A 16,018-nucleotide genomic window follows, 5' to 3' on the forward strand; every position below is an offset into this window, starting at 1 on the left:
CGGTCTCACTCCCGGCACCGCTTGTTCTTGTTGATGCAGTTGACCACCCGGTTCATGATCGACTGCGACATCACGTTGGCGAAGTCGTCGTGGTCGGAGAAGGGGTTGTGCTTCTCCTCCGGGAAGGAGTCCACCGCGAACCGGCGCTGTTGCTGGATGTCCTGCGGGATGTTGTAGGTCAGTGAGATCCGCAGCTGCGGCACCGCGCGCGTGCCCCGCGGGCAACGTCCGGAGCCGGCATCGGCGAACTTGATGTGGTCGCGGTGGTTCGTGCTGTCGATGTTCTGACCGTCCCAGCAACTCGGGAAGTCGTGCACCCGCTTGATCTTGCTGCCCTGTGGGCAGATCGGATACTTGTTGAGCAGCCGGTCCTCGAAGCCGGTGCAGGTCCAGGAGGCGCGGGCGTTCTTGGTGCCGTTGGTGGAGACCTTCGCGTCGCCGTAGAGGATGCGCAGGAATCGCGGCATCGCCGAGACCTTGCCGGTGGGGCTGCCGCGGAAGGTCAGGTCCACCACCTCCGGCCGCTGGATCTCCCCGCCGTTGCCGGGCAGCTCGTTGTTGCCGTCGGCATCGAGCAGGCTGGCCTTGGGTGACTCGAAGACCTCGGCGTTGTCCTGCTTGACCTCGCACTGGGCCAGCCCGTCCAGCTCCGGCTGCTGACCGTTGCGGGCGGCCTCCTGCTTGATCCCGTCGATGGCCACCTCGCGCTGCTGCGCCAGCGGCGCGAGCACCTCCTGCCGCACCTGGTCCTGGTTGGCCGCGTCCACCCCGCGGAGTTTCTCGTTGGCCTCCTCGACCTGTCCGTCGAGCTGGTCCAGCCGCTCTTCCACCGCGGGCTGGGACTCATCCGGCACGTCCTCCAGCTTGCTGGCCACGTCCGGGCAGGTCACCACATCGGACTTGACCTGCTTGGCGCTGGTGCCGCCGCGCTGGCCCTTCTGGTTCTGCGCGTCGTCGTCACGGTCGATGCGCACCACCGGCCAGAAGTAGGTCGACTTGTCGCCGTTCTTGCAGGTCGTGCCTGCTCGTTTCAGGCTCTCATTCGTCGAGTCCGCATTCGTGGAAAGGTTCCCGACATAGTCGTGCAGGTGCTGGGCGCCGTTGCGCACGCCAGGCTGGGCGATGAAGTTGTCCGGATTGAAGTGGCCGTTCTCGTTACGGCCGCAGTTGACCGTGAACGTGCCTTTTGTCGCGTCGTTCTCCCCTCGGGGTGTGCGTACGTTCGGTCTGACCTTCTGGATGTCGACATACTGGTCTTCCGGCCCCTGCCCGTCAGCCAGCGCCGAGCCCGGCTGCACCGAGGAGGTGATCACGGCGACCACTCCGGCGAGCAGCGTCATCGTGATGCACGCGGCGAGGAAAGCGGCCCGTCGGGACGGGAGTCTGTGCAAGGCCATGCGAGGTCACCTCACAGGTCAAGGTGCATGAAAAACATGCGTGTGCATAACTTCGCCGGGATTCCAGGGCACCCGTGAACCCGACATGGGAAATACGGGTCGGAACCTGCGAAAGCTCACCTCGTTGCCTCGCGTTATCAAACTGTTATTTCAGGCGTACTCCTTCCTCGGCTGCCACCAGCCGCGCCTCCGACACCCACCGCCGCAGCGGCAGGATGGTCACCAGCATCACCACCGCACACCCGGCGAAGACCGCCTGTGCGGGCACCAGCACCGCCAGCAACCCGCCCAGCGCCGCGCCGATCGGCGTGCTGCCGTAATTGATCATCCGGAACGCGCCGCCGACCCTGCCCAGCTCAGCCCGGACCACCGTGCGCTGCCGGACCGACATCGACACTGCCTGCCACATCCCGCCCAGCACGCTGGCCAGCGTCATCACCGCGCCCAGCACCCAGCCCTGCAGCACCAGCGGCGCGGCGAAGTACACCGCCCAGCCCACCCGGGTGAGCTGCAACAGGCGGGCTCGGCCCCACCGCCGCTCACATCGCCCGGACAGCAACGACCCCACCGCGGCGCCCACGCCGCTCGCCCCGAGCAACAGCCCGTATCCGGTCTCACTCAGCCCCAGCGGACCACGCGCGTATCCGAGGAACGGGACCAGGAACGCCGCGTAAGCCGCCATCGTCGTGCCGCTGACGCCGAAGAGCGCCAACAGGATCGGCTGGCGCAACACCGGCCGGAACCCGGACCGCAGCCCAGGTCTGCCGCGCCCCACCGGCGCCGAGGGCAACGCGATCCCGCGCAACAACCACGCCGCCGCCAGACAGGCCACGCCCGCCGCCACCGCGGGCAACCCGATCGCCAGACTCGCCGCCACGCCGGCCACCACCGGCCCCAAAGCCTGCTGCGACAACCGGGTCGCCACCGACATCGCACCATTGGCGCCGGTCAGCTTCTCCGGAGGAACCAGCTCCGGAATGGTCACCTCGGCGGCGGTGTCGGACAACAACTGCAGACACACGACGAGGAAGACCGAGATCACCAGCACCGGTACCGGCGAGATGCCGGTGCTGAGCAACAACCCGGTTACTAGCAATACCAGACCGCGGCCCAGTTGGGCCAATCGGAGCAATCGGCCGCGGTCGGTGGAGTCCACCAGCACGCCGCCGGGCACCGCGAACAGCAGCCAGGGCAGGCTGGCCGCCGTGCTCACCGCGGCCACCGCCAGCGGTGATCCGGTGCTGGTCTGCGCGATCAGCGCGCCTGCCACGATCACCACCCCGGTCGCGGAGTCCGACAACGCCGTGGTGCCGAGCAGGCGCTGGAAGGGGGTGATCGGCATGACCCGAGCCTGCCACGTGACAAGCCCTGGTCAGAGCGATTAAGGGGTCATCGCGGGGGCAGCGGCAAGGGCAGTGCGGGCAGCCCGTCGATGCTGGTGCCGTTGGTCGGCACCCGCTCGCAATAGGTGGCGAATTCGGCGTCGGCGCGCCGGCCGAAGTAATCCGCGTGCAGGGTGCGCTCGGCCCGGAAGTCCAGCAGTGGCACCGCGAATCCGCAGCTGTCGCTGACCCGCTGCACCGCCACCAGGATCACCGCGCGCAACCCCGGCCCGTCCGCCTCGCCGAAACCCGCGACCAGGTCGGCGAAGCGTGGGTCGTCGCGGAAGACCGGCTCGCCTGCGCCATGCACCCGCAGCACCATCGGCGGACCGCTGAACGCGCACCACATCAGCGTGATCCGGCCGTTCTCCCGCAGGTGCGCGATGGTCTCGGCGTGGCTGCCGCCGAAGTCCAGGAAGGCCACCGTGTGCTCGTCGAGCACCCGCAGCGTCCCCGCCCGGCCCTTGGGTGAGAGGTTGACGTGTCCTGACCCGGCCAGCGGCGCCGTGGCCACGAAGAACAGTGGCTGCTCGTCGATGAAGCGCCGCAGCCTGGCATCGAGTCCGTCGTAGTTCCGCCCCATGATCAGCAGTCTCGGCCCTGCCGCTGGCAATCCGCTGACGCCGCTTGCCGACCAGCCCGGCCACCCTCTAGCATTGTGATATCACTTTTCTGGGGAGGAACCTCGCATGGCGCACATCCTCTGTCTCGCCCCCGGTGCGGCGGGACACGTCAACCCCCTGCTCGGCGTGGTCAGCGAACTGAGCGCACGCGGGCACCGGATCAGCTTCGCCACCACCAAGGACTACGCCGCCCGGGTCGCCGAAGCGGGCGCGGAACCGGTGGTCTACCACTCCGTCATCGAGGAGTCCTGGGGCGATGAGGACCCGCCGGACTTCACCGGCGAGGAGATCATCCGGCTGATGCGGCTGGGGGTCACCGAGACCGAGACCCAGCTGCCGGTGCTGGAACAGGCCCTGGCCGGCGACGAACCCGACCTGGTGCTCTACGACGGCATGCAGATGCTGCGCTGGGCCGGACCGTTCCTGGGCGACCGCTGGGGCGTGCCGACGGTGCAGAGCTGCCCGTCACTGGTGAGCAACCAGCACTGGTCGATGACCGACGAACACGTCGAGTTCGACCCGGAACACCCCGGTTTCGCCGAAGTGCTCACCAGGCTCGGAGCCCTTGCCGCGCAACGGAAAGCCGGCTTCGACTTCGGTGGTCTGTTCGACGACTCGCTCAGCTCACGGCACCTGGTCTTCCTGCCCAGGGAATTCCAGCCCGCGGGGGAGACCTTCGACCAGCGCTACCACTTCGTCGGGCCGTGCCTGAGCCCGCGCTCCTTCCATGGCGAGTGGGAACCGCCGAACTCGGTGCGCCCCAGGGTGTTCATCTCCCTGGGCACCGCCTACAACCGGCGGCCGGAGTTCTTCCGCACCTGCATGGACGCCTTCGACGGACTGCCCATCCACGTCGTGCTGGCCATCGGCGACCAGGTCGACCGCGCCGCCCTCGGCACCGTGCCCGCACACGTCGAAGTTCACCAGTTCGTGCCACAGCTGTCCGTGCTGGAGCAGGTCGACCTGTTCGTCACGCACGCGGGCATGGGCAGCACGATGGAGGGACTGCATCTGGGGGTGCCACTGCTCGCGGTGCCGCAGATGGCCGAACAGCGGGTCAACGCCGACCGGATCGAGGCACTCGGACTGGGCCGTCAGCTCGCGCCCGGCGAGGTCACCGCGGAGAGCCTGCTCGCGGCCGCGCTGGCCGTGCTCGGCGACGGGGCGATGGCCAAACGTGTTGCGGCGTACCGTAAGCGCTCGCAGGCCGCGGGCGGTGCGCCGGTGGCCGCGGATGTGGTGGAGGAACTGCTGTGACCGAGCAGGTCGGTGAGCTGGTGCGGGACTGGGTGCACGGCTGGGCGCGGTGCCGCGAGGTCGCGCCGCCGGTGGCCGTGCCCGAGGGGTACCGGCTGCGCGTGGACCGGCCCGGACACCTGGTCCGCCACGTCCTGCCCGGCTTCGACCCGGCGGCGTTGCGGGAGCTGGCCGCCGGACTGACCACTGTGGACACCTGGCTGAAGGTCTGCGGACCACCCGATCAGGTCACGGCCTGTCTGTCCGGGCAGTGGTCGGTGGGCGCGCAGGAGTTCCTGATGAGCCTGGACCTCACGCCGGAGCGGGCGCCGGTGACCTCCTATCCGGTCGAGGTCGCCGAGGGTGTCGACGTGGTTGACGTGCGGCTGCGCGCCCCGGACGGCTCGGTCGCGGCCAGTGGGCGGATCGGGCTGGCCGGGAAGGCCGCCGTGGTCGACCAGGTGGAGACCGCGCCCGCGCATCGGCGCCGCGGCCTCGGGCGGGTGGTCATGGCCGGTCTCGGCGCGCAGGCCCTGACCAGGGGCGCGCGCCGGGCCGTGCTGGTGGCCACCGAGGACGGCCAAGGTCTCTACCACGCCCTCGGCTGGACCACCCGCTCCTCGGTCACCGCCGCCCGCCGCACTGCCTGACCTGCGCATTTGCCAGTCGCGGTGACCTGGACTACATTCAACCCAGCGGTTAATTAACGAGGCGGTTGAATACGTGACTGGCAACGCGATCCCCGAGACCGAGGACCAGCTCAGTGTGGTGTTCGCGGCGCTGTCCGACCCCACCCGCCGGGCCATCCTGTCCCGGCTGGCGGAGGGGGAGGCCACGGTCAACCAGATCGCCGAACCGTTCGCGATGAGCCTGCCCGCGGTCTCCAAGCACCTCAAGGTGCTCGAGCGCGCCGGGCTGATCACTCGCGGACGCGAGGCCCAGTGGCGGCCCTGCCGGTTGGACGCACGTCCGCTGGCCGGGGCCACCGACTGGCTGGAGCGGTACCGGAAGTTCTGGTCCGACAGCTTCGACCGCCTCGACGACCACCTGCGCCTGCTGCAGGAGCAGGCGCCCCGGCAACAGAAAGGACAGGACGATGACTGAGGTAGCAGTCGCCAGGCAGTTCACCCTCACCCGCGTGTTCAACGCTCCGCGCGAGCTGGTGTACCGCTCCTGGACCGACCCGGACGAGGCCACCCACTGGTGGGGGCCGCACGGTTTCACCACCCCACGCGCCACCATGGCCTTCGACGTCCGCCCCGGTGGCGAATGGCAGGCGTGCATGATCGAGGACGCCACCGGCAAGCAGTTCCTCAGCAGCGGTGTCTACCGCGAAGTCGTGCCCAACGAGAAGCTCGTGTTCAGCTGGGGCGAGCAGGGCGACGCCGATGAGGACAAGCCCGTCATCACCATCGACTTCAACGACCTGGGCGAGCGCACCGAGATGGTCTTCCACCAGGTCGGACTGCTCCCGGAGGACGCCTTACTGGAAATGGAGGACGGCTGGAGCCAGTGCATCGAACGCAGCATGACCCACCTGAGCCGCTGACCCCGCCAGCCCAAGCCCACCGCAGGCACCACCGCGCTCCACCCCGCCACAACCGGCCCCAGCACAACCCGCGCCCGCTCCACCGGCAACCACCGCCACCCGGCTGACCACCGCCGCGATTGCTCGATGGTGACAGCGATCCACCGCCCGGATCGCCGCCGAGCCCCACCCGGCGCCCACACCGTCGACCAGCCCGAGCACAGTTCCCAGGCCAGTCGCGACCAGCGCCCGCCCGCGCGGCCGCCCACGGGACACCCGCTCTCGCGGATGACACCCCACCGAGCACGCGGCAAGCGGGCACGCCAGCCCTTGCCCAGCTCAGCCCAGCGCCGCCGCCGCTGATCACGCGCGCTCGTCATCCGCGGTCGGGCCCGGCCTCGCCCCGCCGAGGCACCCCGGTCGCAACCACTACCGCCAGCTGCGGCAGAACCCTGCCCGCCAACGACCACAGCGGAGGTGAACCCGCACTCTCACCCACTCGAATCCCAGCCCGCCGGAACACCACGCCCCCGGCACTGACCGTGCTCGCCGCCGACTCCACCCCGGCACATACCCACATCCAGCCTGGGTCCGCCCGCCTTCGCTGAACTGGGCAACGAATCGCCCCAAGACCGTTCCAAGTAGGACAGGAGGTGTCCGCATGGGCTGAGATGATGTGGCCATGACCGACACACCGGGCCGACTGCTCACCCTGCTCTCGCTGTTGCAGACGCCGCGGGAGTGGTCGGGCACGGTGCTCGCCGAACGGCTGGGCGTCACCACCCGGACGATCCGGCGGGACATAGATCGGCTGCGCGAGCTGGGCTACCCGGTGCAGGCCACGCTGGGCGCGGAGGGTGGGTACCGGCTGGTGGCGGGAGCGGCGATGCCGCCACTGCTGCTGGATGACGAGGAGGCGGTGGCCATCGCGGTCGGGCTGCGGACCGCGGCGGGCCAGGCGGTGCAGGGGATCGAGGAGGCATCGGTCCGGGCGCTGACCAAGCTGGAGCAGGTGCTGCCGTCCCGGTTGCGGCGGCAGGTGGCGAGCCTGGGCAGTGCCACGGTGCCGATGTACGGGCCCCCGGCGGCACTGGTGGATCCGGGGAACCTCACCGTGCTGGCCGCGGCGGTGGCCAATCGCGAGCGGGTGCGGTTCGGCTACCAGGCTGGTGACGGCGCCGAATCGAAACGGCTCGTAGAGCCGCATCGACTGGTCTCCTCCGGGCGGCGGTGGTACCTGGTCGCCTTTGACGTCGACCGGGATGACTGGCGGATCTTCCGGGTGGACCGGGTCGCCGAGCCCCGGGCCATTGGGGCGCGTTCGCTGGAACGGACCTTGCCCGCGGCCGATGCCGCCGAGTACGTGACCAACAAGCTGTACTCGCTGGTGCCGACCTACAGCGCGGTGGCCACCATCCACGCCCCGGCCAGCCGGCTGGCGGGAGTGCTGGGTGACCGGCCTGCTGATCTGGAGGTGGTGGACGAGAACACCTGCCGGTTGCACAGCCACACCGACACCCTGGAATGGCTGGCCTTCCGGCTGGCGATGCTGGGCTGTGAGTTCGAGGTGCATTCGCCACCGGAGCTGGCGCAGTACCTGCGGGAGCTGGCTGGGCGGGTCAGCAGGGCGGTCGCCGGGACCCCGTCGGCGGGGTGAGCGTGATCCACTGACCGGTAGCGCAGCTGCCGAGAGCACCTGCCAGTGGATCATCGGTCAGGACGGCTCGGCGATGTCCAGGGTGACCTTGGCCAGTGGGCAGCCCACGCAGGTCAGGACGTAGCCGTCGGCCTGCTGTTGTGGGGTCAGGCAGTTCGGTTCGTTCATCGCGACCTGCCCGGTGCGGAGTTTCACCATGCAGTCTCCGCAGTTGCCGACCGTGCAGGAGTAGGGCATCGGCAGCCCCGCCGCGAGACCGGCGTCCAGCAGCGTCTGGCCTGGTTCGACCACCACGGAGCCGACTTCGTGCGCGCCGTCCTCGACCACCATCTCCTGCGGTGCGGTGGTTGCGGTGGTGGCGTCCGCTCCGCTGGCGTAGCGCTCCTGGTGCACGTGGGCCCCGGGCACGCCGCGTTCGGTCAGGACGCCCTGGACCGTGTCCATCAGCGCTTCGGGGCCGCACAGGTAGTACCGGGCGGCTTCGGATGGGTTCAACTCGGTGAGCCAGCTGTGCGTGCCCGGGGCGTCGAGTCGTCCGTGCTGCTGGGTGAGGAGGTGGGTGACCGACAGGCGTTCGGGATTTTCCGTTGCCAGCCGGTGGAGTTCGTCGGCGAAGATGATCTCCGGTCCGGTGCGATTGCTGTACAGCAGCGCGATCCGGCTGGTCGCCGGTGTGGCCAGCAGGGTGCGGATCATGCTCATCATCGGGGTGACACCGCTGCCCGCGGCGATCAGCACGACCTCGTGCGCTGCCGCCGGATCAGCGTGGAAGGCACCGGAGGGGCCGCGGAGCGACAGCCGGTCCCCGGGGCGCAGGTCGCGGTGGACGTGGGTGGAGAACCGGCCGCCGTCGACCTGCTTGACCGTGACCTCCAGCCGTGGTGTCCCGGGTGCGGAGGAGGCGGAGTAGGCGCGCCGTACCGATCGGCCGTCGATGTCGGTGATCAGGGTGAAGAACTGTCCGGGGCGGAAGTGGAAGGGGGCTGGGGCCTGGTTGTCCTCCAGCACCAGCGTGACCGTGCTGGGCGTCTCCTGGCGAACCTCGGTGATCCGCACCTCCCGCACCGGGTGCTCCGCCGCGGGCCCGGCGGCGGGAGGCTGGGCCCGCCCGGCGCGGCGGGAGCCGACCTCGACGTCCTGGTAGCCCTCCTTCCGCAGCGCGGACCGGTAGGCGCGGTTCATCACCAGCCGCAACACCCGGTTGATCCCGGGGATCTTCATGACGACCTGGAACACCCGCGCCAGCCGACTGCCGTTGGCCTTGGCCAGGTTCGTGGCGAGGTGGTCTCCGGCCAGCGCCATCAGGTCGGGCACCGTGCCACGCGCCAGGTGCGCGGCCGCGGTCCACGGCCGGGATCGCGCCAGGGCGGCGCCCGCGGTCAGTTCGGCGTGGTCGACCTCGATGAGCAGCGCCGCGAGCGGGGGTGTGCCGCGCAAGGCCATCGTCGCCAGCAACGCCGGATCATCGGTGATCGAGCCGCGGCCGCGCACATGCAGCACGCCGGTGCGGCCCGGGACGAGGGCGGCGAAGGAGAGCCGGTTGTCCTGGAGGAGGTTGTGCAGGCTGTCCGTGCGTTTGTTGCCCTTGCGGTCCGGGATGGCGAGGGTCCGGCTGTCCAGGATCCGCGCGACGGTCCGCCAGTCCCCGCGTGGACTGGTGTCGCTGCCACCGGAGGTGTCCCAGGTGGACAGTGCGAGGAATGGGGCGGCGGCCAGGAAATCGGCGACGCCAGGGCCGCGCAGCGGGCCGTCATCGTCGTCGGTGCCGTCGGTGCCGTCGGTGCGGCTGCCGCTGCCGTTGATGCCATCGCTGCTGCCGCCGCCGCTGCCACCGTTGCCGTTGCCGCCGTTGATGCCGCCGTCGTTGTTGGCGAACTCGAAGTCGGGAACGGGTGCGGGGTCGGTGGGCGCGGGGGGCTGCCACAGGCGGGAGCGGATGACCGCCTGGGCGCAGTGCACATACGCCTCGTGCACGTCGACGAAGGTCTCGGCGCCCTTGCGCTTGAGCACGGAACCGTTGACGCGCAACGTTTCCCCGACGCCCGGCAGCAGGAAGAGGAACGACACCGGGCCGTGCGCCTGGCCGTCGGGCAGAGTGCAGGAGATCCGGGTGGGTGAGTGGACGCGGGTGAATCCCGGGGTGCCGCCGATGAACGTCGTGCGGCTGACGCCTTCCGCGTCGCGGTAGCCGAAGCCGGCGAGCGGACTGTGCGCCAGGATGCGCTGGCAGCCCTGATCGAGGGCGCTGATCTGCTTCATCATGATCACCGCAGGCGGCGACCCCACAGTCGCCTCGACCTCGGCGACGGTTGACATCCGGCGCAATGCGCTCAACTGCATGGGAATCCCCCTCGTCCCGGCGTCAACCGGTCGTGCCCATGGCAACCTGCCTACGAGATGCAGCCGGGCACCTCGTACACGCAGCTCATAGCACTATTGTGAGCATTAGCTCAGGTCTTTGCTACTCGCTTTTGCCGCCATCGAGGAGGACCCGGATGCCATCGGCGGACCGTCGCTTGGCGCCACGTCGCAAGCCCCGCCAGGTGCGTGCCGAACTCACCCGCGAGCGCATCCTCACCGCGGCTGCTCACGTTTTCGCCGAGCACGGCTACGCCGCGGGCACCACCAACCGCATCGCCGAGCGCGCCCGCATCTCCATCGGCTCGCTGTACCAGTACTTCCCGAACAAGGACGCCATCCTCGCCGAACTCCTCATCCAGCACGTCGACCGCGGCACCTGGACCAGTGCCGCCGAACTCGACCTCTCGCCGGGGACGCTGGAGGCCACAGTGCGGGCGTTGATCCGCGACGCGATCGACAACCACAGCGACGATCCCCGGCTGCTCCGGGTGATGATCGAGGAGGCGCCGGTCTCCCAGGAACTGCTCGACACCATCGACCGGCACGGGAAGCTGCGCACGGCCCAGGTCCGCGATGTCCTGCTCCGGCACCCCGACATCCGGGTGGGCGATGCCGATGTCGCCGCGGAGATCATCCTGTTCACCGTGGAGATGAACACCCACAAGTTCATGGCCGCGCCGCGGACCATCCCGGTCGAGACCTTCGAGCGCGAGTTGGTCGCCATGGTGACCCGCTACCTGCGCGGGGACCGGTAGCCGGGACGGGTTGTCACAGGCCGAGCTTGGTGACCGCGTTGTCCTCCAACGGGTTCGCGGTGCGGATGTAGCGGTGCACGGTGCGCGGGTTGGACCAGCGGCCCTGGCGCATGATCTCCCGGTCGCTGGCCCCGCCGAGGGCGGCCTGGGTAGCGAAGCCCGCTCTGAGAGAGTGGCCGGAGAACAGGGCCGGGTCCAGACCCGCGCGCGCGGCGTAGCGCTTGACCAGTTCGGCGACCGCGCGGCCGGAGATGGGAGTACTGCCCAGGTGGCCGTGTTTGGTTATGGCGGGGAAGAGCGGGTGGGCGGAGCCGTTGGCCAGGGGGGTGCCTTGGTAGGCGTGGCAGGTGTGCACCGTGGCGGAGGGGGGAGGGGGCGATGGGGGTTGTGGGCCGGTTGGCGACCGCGGACCGGCCGGGAATCGAGGGGGCGTCGGGGATTGCGGGGCAGTGGATTGGGCGGAGGCGGGGGACTGCGGGGTGAGGTGGGCCTGGAGGGCGGTGGAACCGTTGGTGGCGTTGACTTCCAGCAGGGCCACCCAGTTGGCGAAGGCGCAGACGGGGCAGGTGTGCGGGCGTTGGCCCCTGGGGAGGGCGACGCGCTGTTCGTGGATGCCGGTGGGGTCGGTTTTGGTGCTGGCCAGGTGGACCAGCAGGAGGGGTTCGCCGGTGCTGAGATCGGTGTCGACGGTGACGTCGTCCAGGGTCAGGGCCGCCAGTTCGCTGCGGCGCAGGGCGCCGGCGAAGCCGACCAGGAGCAGTAGCTGGTCTCGGTGGCGGGCTGGTTCGGTGGGCCAGCCAGGGGCGGGCAGCCCGGCGAGCAGTTCCTCCAGGGTGTGCAGCAGGACGGGGCGTTTGCGGGTGGGCTGGGTGCGGCGGGTGCGGCGGATGCCGCGCAGGGTCAGGCGGACCACGTCCGAGCGGGTGGGGCTGGGCAGGCCGTTGGCGGCGTGCACCGCGGCGATGGCGGCGGACTTGCGTTCCAGGGTGGCGGGGCTGAAGGCGGGCTGGCCGGTGGGTTTGCGGGTGTCGGCGGCCGCGGCGAGGTAGACCGCGACGTCGAGCGGGTCGGCGGGCAGGGCCTGGCGGCCCTCGGCGGCGCACCAGGCCGACCAGGCCAGCCAGTCGGAACGATAGGCGCGCAGGGTGTTGGGGGACTGGCTGGCTTCCAGGTAACGGGCCAGGGACTCGGACTGTTCGGCGTCGAAGCGGGCGCGCACCGCCAGCAACTGCTGGGTGTCCACCAGCACGCTGCGCGGGCCCTGCTCCAGGCGGGCGCGCACGAGCTTGGGCAGGCGATCGACGACCTGGGACGCTGCGCCGGGGTGCTCCACCCGACCAGCCTGCCACAACGGGATGTCATGATCGACTCCGTAGACCGGTGACACGGAAGGGAACTGCGGTGGCCGAGTTGTCCGGAGTGGCCTCGACTGAGGCGGGGATGCTGGCGATCTGGGCGCCGGAGGAGTTCGCCGGGATCGTTGATCAGCAGAGCTGGGCGGCGGAACTGGGGACCGAGGACGGGATCCGGGCGCGGATCGAGGCGGGCGGGCTGGTGCCGGTCAACATCGGCGGGAACGGGGCCTGGCAGGTCGTGCTGCGGGCCGGTGGGCCGGAGGCGCCCGGTGGCGGCCTGGGGTTGAGTGCGCCGGAGATGCCCGGTGGCGGGGTCGGGTTGAGTGCGCGGGAGGAGCGTTTTGTGATGCTCAGTTCCGAGCCCTACCTGTTGGTGTGCCATGGAATGGTGCATGTCGGCGGCATCGAGGAGGTGTCAGGGCGGCCCGCCGACACCGGGCTGCCGTTGCCACCCGGGCGCTACTCCGTCTCCGTCCATCTCATCGAATGGGACGCCGAACCAGGCAGCCGGGACGCCGAGGGACAGCCGGCCGAGGACGCGTTGCCGGACTTCGTCGTGTTGCTGGAACTGGACTATCGGCCTGGGGCCCGGATGCCGCCCGCCGGGTCGGCGCTGGCGCCGGTGTACCGGCGGGAGTTGCTGACCTTCGGGACCGCGGGGTGAGTCAGGCCAGGGCGAGGTAGACCGCGGTGGCGATGGGGGCCAGGGGCAGGGCGGGAAGCAGGTTGGCCACGGCGATCTCGCGGAGTTCGAGCATGCGCAGGCTGATCGCCAGGATCAGGATGCCGCCGACCGCGGTGAGCGAGCCGATCACGGCGGGGACCATCACGGTGCTCAGCACCGAGGCCAGCGCGGTCAGGCCGCCCTGGTAGACCAGCACCGCGGCGGCGGACAGGCCCACGCCCCAGCCCAGGTTGGCGGCGAAGGCCAGGGCGATGAAGCCGTCCAGGATGGACTTGATCGCCAGGATGCCGGGGTCACCTTGCACGCCGTCGGCGAAGGCGCCCAGCACCGCCATCGGGCCCACGCAGAACAGCAGGGTGGCGGTGACGAAGCCGGTGGCGAAGCGGTGGTCCTCGGCGCCGCCGCGGGAGAAGCGGCGTTGCAGCCAGCCGCCCAGAGTGTCCAGGCGGGACTCGAGGTCGATGGCCGAGCCCAGGCCGCCGCCCAGCACCAGGGCGGCCAGGATGAGGATGGTGGCTGCGCCGCCCGCGGCGGTGGCGAACTCGCCGGTGAAGGCCTGCATGGCCTGGTAGACGCCCATGGCCAGCAGGAACAGCGCCAGCGAGGAGACCATGAGTTCGCGCCAGCGTTTGGGCAGGCGGTCGCCGAGCACCGCGCCCAGGCCGGTGCCCACCAGGATCGCCAGCACGTTGATGCCCGTACCCAGACCAGTCACCGCAACAGCCTAGGTGGGCAGGAGCCCGCGGAAAGCGTGCTCCTGCCCACAGCGCGGACTGTCCAGGTAGGACAGTCAGAGGCGCAAGGGCGGGTTGCCCTGGCGGGACAGGAAAGTGGCCCGCCAGGGCAACGGACTAGCCGGTGAGATACCGGCCGGTCCGGCTGGCCGGGTTCGCCGCGATCTCCTCCGGGGTGCCGGTGGCCACCACCTGGCCGCCGCCGTCACCACCCGCCGGGCCCAGGTCGATCACCCAGTCCGCGGTGCGCACCACCTCGCTGTGGTGCGAGACGGTGATCACCGTGTGGCCCTTGGCCACCAACCGGTGCAGCACCCCCATCAACCGGGCCACGTCACTGGCGTGCAGCCCCGTGGTCGGCTCGTCGAGCAGGTACAGCGTGTGCTTGCCGGGTCTGCGCTGCAGTTCCGCGGCCAGCTTGACCCGCTGCGCCTCCCCGCCGGAGAGGGTGTTCGCCGCCTGGCCCAGCCGCAGATACCCCAGCCCCACCTCGCACAACGTGCGCAGCGGACCGGCGATGGCCGGGGCCGCGGCGAAGAACTCCGCCGCTGCCTCGATCGGCAGGTCCAGCACCTGCGCGATGCTGCGATTCCGGTAGGTCACCTTCAACGTGTCCGCGTCGTAGCGGGTGCCGTGACAGCTGTCGCACTCCAGGAACACATCGGGCAGGAAGTACATCTCGATGCGCACCGTGCCGTCCCCTGCACACGCCTCGCAGCGGCCGCCGGGGGAGTTGAAGGAGAACCGGCCAGGGGTGAAACCCAGCTCCTTCGCCGTGCTGGTCTGGGCGAACAGCTTGCGGATGGAGTCCAGGATCCCGGTGTAGGTCGCCGGGGTGGACCGGCCGGAGCGGCCGATCGGGGTCTGGTCGACCCGGATCACCCGGTCCACCAGGCCGAGTCCGTCGACGCCGTCGTGCTCGCCAGGGGGCAGGGCCTCGGCGCCGAGGGCCTTGGCCGCGGCCCGGTACAGGATGGTGTCGACCAGGGTGGACTTCCCGGCGCCGGAGACGCCGCTGACCGCGACGAAACAACCCAGCGGGAAGGTCACGTCCAGGCCGGTGAGGTTGTTCTCCCTGGCCCCGCGCACCGTCAGCGCCCGCCCCGGCACCGGCCTGCGGCGGCGGTCCGGGCGATGGCCGGTGCGGCGGCCACTGAGATAGGCCCCGGTCAGCGACTCCGGATCGGCCAGCATCTCCGGCGCGGTGCCGGTGAAGATGAGCTGCCCGCCGTGCTCGCCCGCGGCCGGACCCAGTTCGACCACCCAGTCCGCGGCCCGGATCAGGTGCTCGTCGTGTTCCACCACGATCAGGGTGTTCCCTCGGTCCCGCAACGACTTCAGCGTGCCGATCAGCTCCTCGACGTCCTGCGGGTGCAGGCCGGCGGTGGGCTCGTCCAGCACGTACAACAGCCCGAACAACCGGGTGCCGAGCTGGGTGGCCAGCCGGATCCGCTGCGCCTCGCCCCCGGACAGCGTGCGCGCCGGGCGGTCCAGGCTCAGATAGCCCAGGCCGACCTCGGTGAGGTAGCGCAGCCGGTCGGTGATCTCGATCAGCGCCTGGTCCAGGACCTGCCGCTGCCGCTCGGAGAAGGACAGCCCGGCGAACCAGCGCAGGCACTGCGCCACCGGCAGCGCGGTCACCTCCGCGATGCTCCGGCCGCCGACCCGCACTCCCAGTTGGGCGGGCCGAAGACGTGCGCCGCCACAGCTGGCGCACAACCGGAGCCGGGTGCTCTCCTGTTCGGCCGCCGAGCCCAGGCCCAGGCAGTCCGGGCACTGGCCGAAGGGCAGGTTGAAGGAGAAGGAGCGGTTGTACAGCTCGGGCAACTCGGTCTCGTGCCCGTCCAGGCAGACCAGGACTCCGTTGTCCGGCAACAGTTCCTCGTCGCACACGGTGCAGTGCGGCAGGCCGGCGGTGGCCCACACCACCCGCATCAGGTCATACACCTCGGTCACCGTGCCCACCGTGGAGCGTGGGCTGCGGGTGGCCGAGGAACGCTGGTCCACCGCCACCGCCGAACACAGGCCCTCCAGCCGGTCCAGGTCGGGCTTGCCCATCTCGTCCATGAACTGCCTGGCGAAGGTGGACAGCGACTGCACCTGACGCCGCTGCGCCTCGGCGTAGAGGGTGTCGAAGGCGAGGGAGGACTTGCCGGAGCCGGAGACCCCGGTGAACACGATCAGCTTGCGGTGCGGCAGGTCGAGGTCGACGCCGCGCAGGTTGTGCACGCGCGCGCCACGCACGATCAGTCGGTCGGGGAGCAGGGTGTCGGTCGAGTCGAGGACGTCGACTGAGGTCACCATC

14 protein-coding genes and 1 pseudogene are annotated in these 16,018 nt (G+C 70.4%); 7 read left to right on the plus strand and 8 right to left on the minus strand.

Annotated elements, in window-relative coordinates; all coding sequences use genetic code 11:
• Positions 1-5 precede the first annotated feature (5 nt).
• The 3 genes from ACTOWY_RS23700 to ACTOWY_RS23710 form a co-directional block, all read right to left on the minus strand.
• Positions 6-1,397 (minus strand): DUF1996 domain-containing protein, encoded by a 1,392-nt coding sequence (locus ACTOWY_RS23700; protein ID WP_441311853.1) that lies wholly within the window; start codon positions 1,395-1,397, stop codon positions 6-8.
• 145 nt (positions 1,398-1,542) lie between these two features.
• Complete coding sequence (locus ACTOWY_RS23705) at positions 1,543-2,739, minus strand: MFS transporter (RefSeq protein ID WP_441311854.1); 1,197 nt, start codon at positions 2,737-2,739, stop codon at positions 1,543-1,545.
• Positions 2,740-2,786: 47 nt separating this feature from the next.
• Complete coding sequence (locus tag ACTOWY_RS23710; RefSeq protein WP_441311855.1) at positions 2,787-3,362, minus strand: pyridoxamine 5'-phosphate oxidase family protein; 576 nt, start codon at positions 3,360-3,362, stop codon at positions 2,787-2,789.
• 106 nt (positions 3,363-3,468) lie between these two features.
• Between ACTOWY_RS23710 and ACTOWY_RS23715 the strand changes: the two genes are divergently transcribed.
• The 5 genes from ACTOWY_RS23715 to ACTOWY_RS23735 all read left to right on the plus strand — a co-directional run bounded on the left by ACTOWY_RS23715 (position 3,469) and on the right by ACTOWY_RS23735 (position 7,823).
• Positions 3,469-4,659 carry a macrolide family glycosyltransferase gene (locus ACTOWY_RS23715; protein ID WP_441311856.1) on the plus strand — a complete coding sequence of 397 codons (1,191 nt, stop codon included), beginning with the start codon at positions 3,469-3,471 and terminating at the stop codon, positions 4,657-4,659.
• Entirely contained in the window at positions 4,656-5,288 is a 633-nt protein-coding gene (locus tag ACTOWY_RS23720) for a GNAT family N-acetyltransferase (protein WP_441311857.1), read from the plus strand. The genes ACTOWY_RS23715 and ACTOWY_RS23720 overlap by 4 nt, the downstream gene beginning before the upstream one ends.
• A 73-nt stretch (positions 5,289-5,361) precedes the next feature.
• Positions 5,362-5,742 (plus strand): ArsR/SmtB family transcription factor, encoded by a 381-nt coding sequence (locus ACTOWY_RS23725; protein WP_441311858.1) that lies wholly within the window; start codon positions 5,362-5,364, stop codon positions 5,740-5,742.
• Positions 5,735-6,187, plus strand: coding sequence for an SRPBCC family protein (locus tag ACTOWY_RS23730; RefSeq protein ID WP_441311859.1), 453 nt, complete (start codon positions 5,735-5,737; stop codon positions 6,185-6,187). Before ACTOWY_RS23725 ends, ACTOWY_RS23730 begins: the two co-directional genes overlap by 8 nt.
• Before the next feature lie 661 nt (positions 6,188-6,848).
• Positions 6,849-7,823, plus strand: a complete 975-nt coding sequence (locus ACTOWY_RS23735; RefSeq protein WP_441311860.1) for a helix-turn-helix transcriptional regulator — start codon at positions 6,849-6,851, stop codon at positions 7,821-7,823.
• A gap of 57 nt (positions 7,824-7,880) precedes the next feature.
• On the opposite strand, the gene ACTOWY_RS23740 is transcribed toward ACTOWY_RS23735, so the two are convergent.
• Positions 7,881-10,163: an FAD-binding oxidoreductase gene (locus tag ACTOWY_RS23740; RefSeq protein WP_441311861.1), complete on the minus strand. Its 2,283-nt coding sequence runs from the start codon at positions 10,161-10,163 to the stop codon at positions 7,881-7,883.
• A gap of 155 nt (positions 10,164-10,318) precedes the next feature.
• On the opposite strand from ACTOWY_RS23740, the gene ACTOWY_RS23745 reads away from it, so the two are divergent.
• A complete protein-coding gene (locus ACTOWY_RS23745) occupies positions 10,319-10,939 on the plus strand; it encodes a TetR/AcrR family transcriptional regulator (RefSeq protein WP_441311862.1) in 621 nt (206 codons plus the stop codon).
• 13 nt (positions 10,940-10,952) lie between these two features.
• Here ACTOWY_RS23745 and ACTOWY_RS23750 read toward each other — a convergent pair whose 3' ends face one another.
• A complete protein-coding gene (locus tag ACTOWY_RS23750; protein WP_441311863.1) occupies positions 10,953-12,272 on the minus strand; it encodes a site-specific integrase in 1,320 nt (439 codons plus the stop codon).
• Between the two features lie 68 nt (positions 12,273-12,340).
• Between ACTOWY_RS23750 and ACTOWY_RS23755 the strand changes: the two genes are divergently transcribed.
• Positions 12,341-12,958, plus strand: coding sequence for a hypothetical protein (locus ACTOWY_RS23755; RefSeq protein ID WP_441311864.1), 618 nt, complete (start codon positions 12,341-12,343; stop codon positions 12,956-12,958).
• Between the two features lies 1 nt (position 12,959).
• Here the strand turns inward: ACTOWY_RS23755 and ACTOWY_RS23760 are convergent, their stop codons facing one another.
• The 3 genes and pseudogenes from ACTOWY_RS23760 to ACTOWY_RS23770 all read right to left on the minus strand — a co-directional run.
• The gene (locus tag ACTOWY_RS23760; protein ID WP_441311865.1) at positions 12,960-13,694 is read right to left on the minus strand and encodes a DUF554 domain-containing protein; all 735 of its coding nucleotides are present in this window, start codon (positions 13,692-13,694) and stop codon (positions 12,960-12,962) included.
• A gap of 136 nt (positions 13,695-13,830) precedes the next feature.
• Positions 13,831-15,606: an excinuclease ABC subunit UvrA gene (gene uvrA, locus ACTOWY_RS23765; RefSeq protein WP_441312036.1), complete on the minus strand. Its 1,776-nt coding sequence runs from the start codon at positions 15,604-15,606 to the stop codon at positions 13,831-13,833.
• Positions 15,589-16,017, minus strand: a pseudogene (locus ACTOWY_RS23770) (hypothetical protein); the annotation flags it as partial. The pseudogene ACTOWY_RS23770 and the gene uvrA, both read right to left, overlap by 18 nt.
• Position 16,018 lies beyond the last annotated feature (1 nt).

The sequence above is a fragment of the Crossiella sp. CA198 genome (genome assembly GCF_052078295.1).
GTDB lineage: Bacteria > Actinomycetota > Actinomycetes > Mycobacteriales > Pseudonocardiaceae > Crossiella.

Bases quoted from the DNA above. Each gene is read 5' to 3' on its own strand.
- ACTOWY_RS23705 (WP_441311854.1), bottom strand. From the start codon at position 2,739: ATGCCGATCACCCCCTTCCAGCGCCTGCTCGGCACCACGGCGTTGTCG.
- ACTOWY_RS23740 (WP_441311861.1), bottom strand. From the start codon at position 10,163: ATGCAGTTGAGCGCATTGCGCCGGATGTCAACCGTCGCCGAGGTCGAG.
- ACTOWY_RS23735 (WP_441311860.1), top strand. From the start codon at position 6,849: ATGACCGACACACCGGGCCGACTGCTCACCCTGCTCTCGCTGTTGCAG.
- ACTOWY_RS23715 (WP_441311856.1), top strand. From the start codon at position 3,469: ATGGCGCACATCCTCTGTCTCGCCCCCGGTGCGGCGGGACACGTCAAC.
- ACTOWY_RS23745 (WP_441311862.1), top strand. From the start codon at position 10,319: ATGCCATCGGCGGACCGTCGCTTGGCGCCACGTCGCAAGCCCCGCCAG.
- ACTOWY_RS23730 (WP_441311859.1), top strand. From the start codon at position 5,735: ATGACTGAGGTAGCAGTCGCCAGGCAGTTCACCCTCACCCGCGTGTTC.
- ACTOWY_RS23710 (WP_441311855.1), bottom strand. From the start codon at position 3,362: ATGGGGCGGAACTACGACGGACTCGATGCCAGGCTGCGGCGCTTCATC.
- ACTOWY_RS23700 (WP_441311853.1), bottom strand. From the start codon at position 1,397: ATGGCCTTGCACAGACTCCCGTCCCGACGGGCCGCTTTCCTCGCCGCG.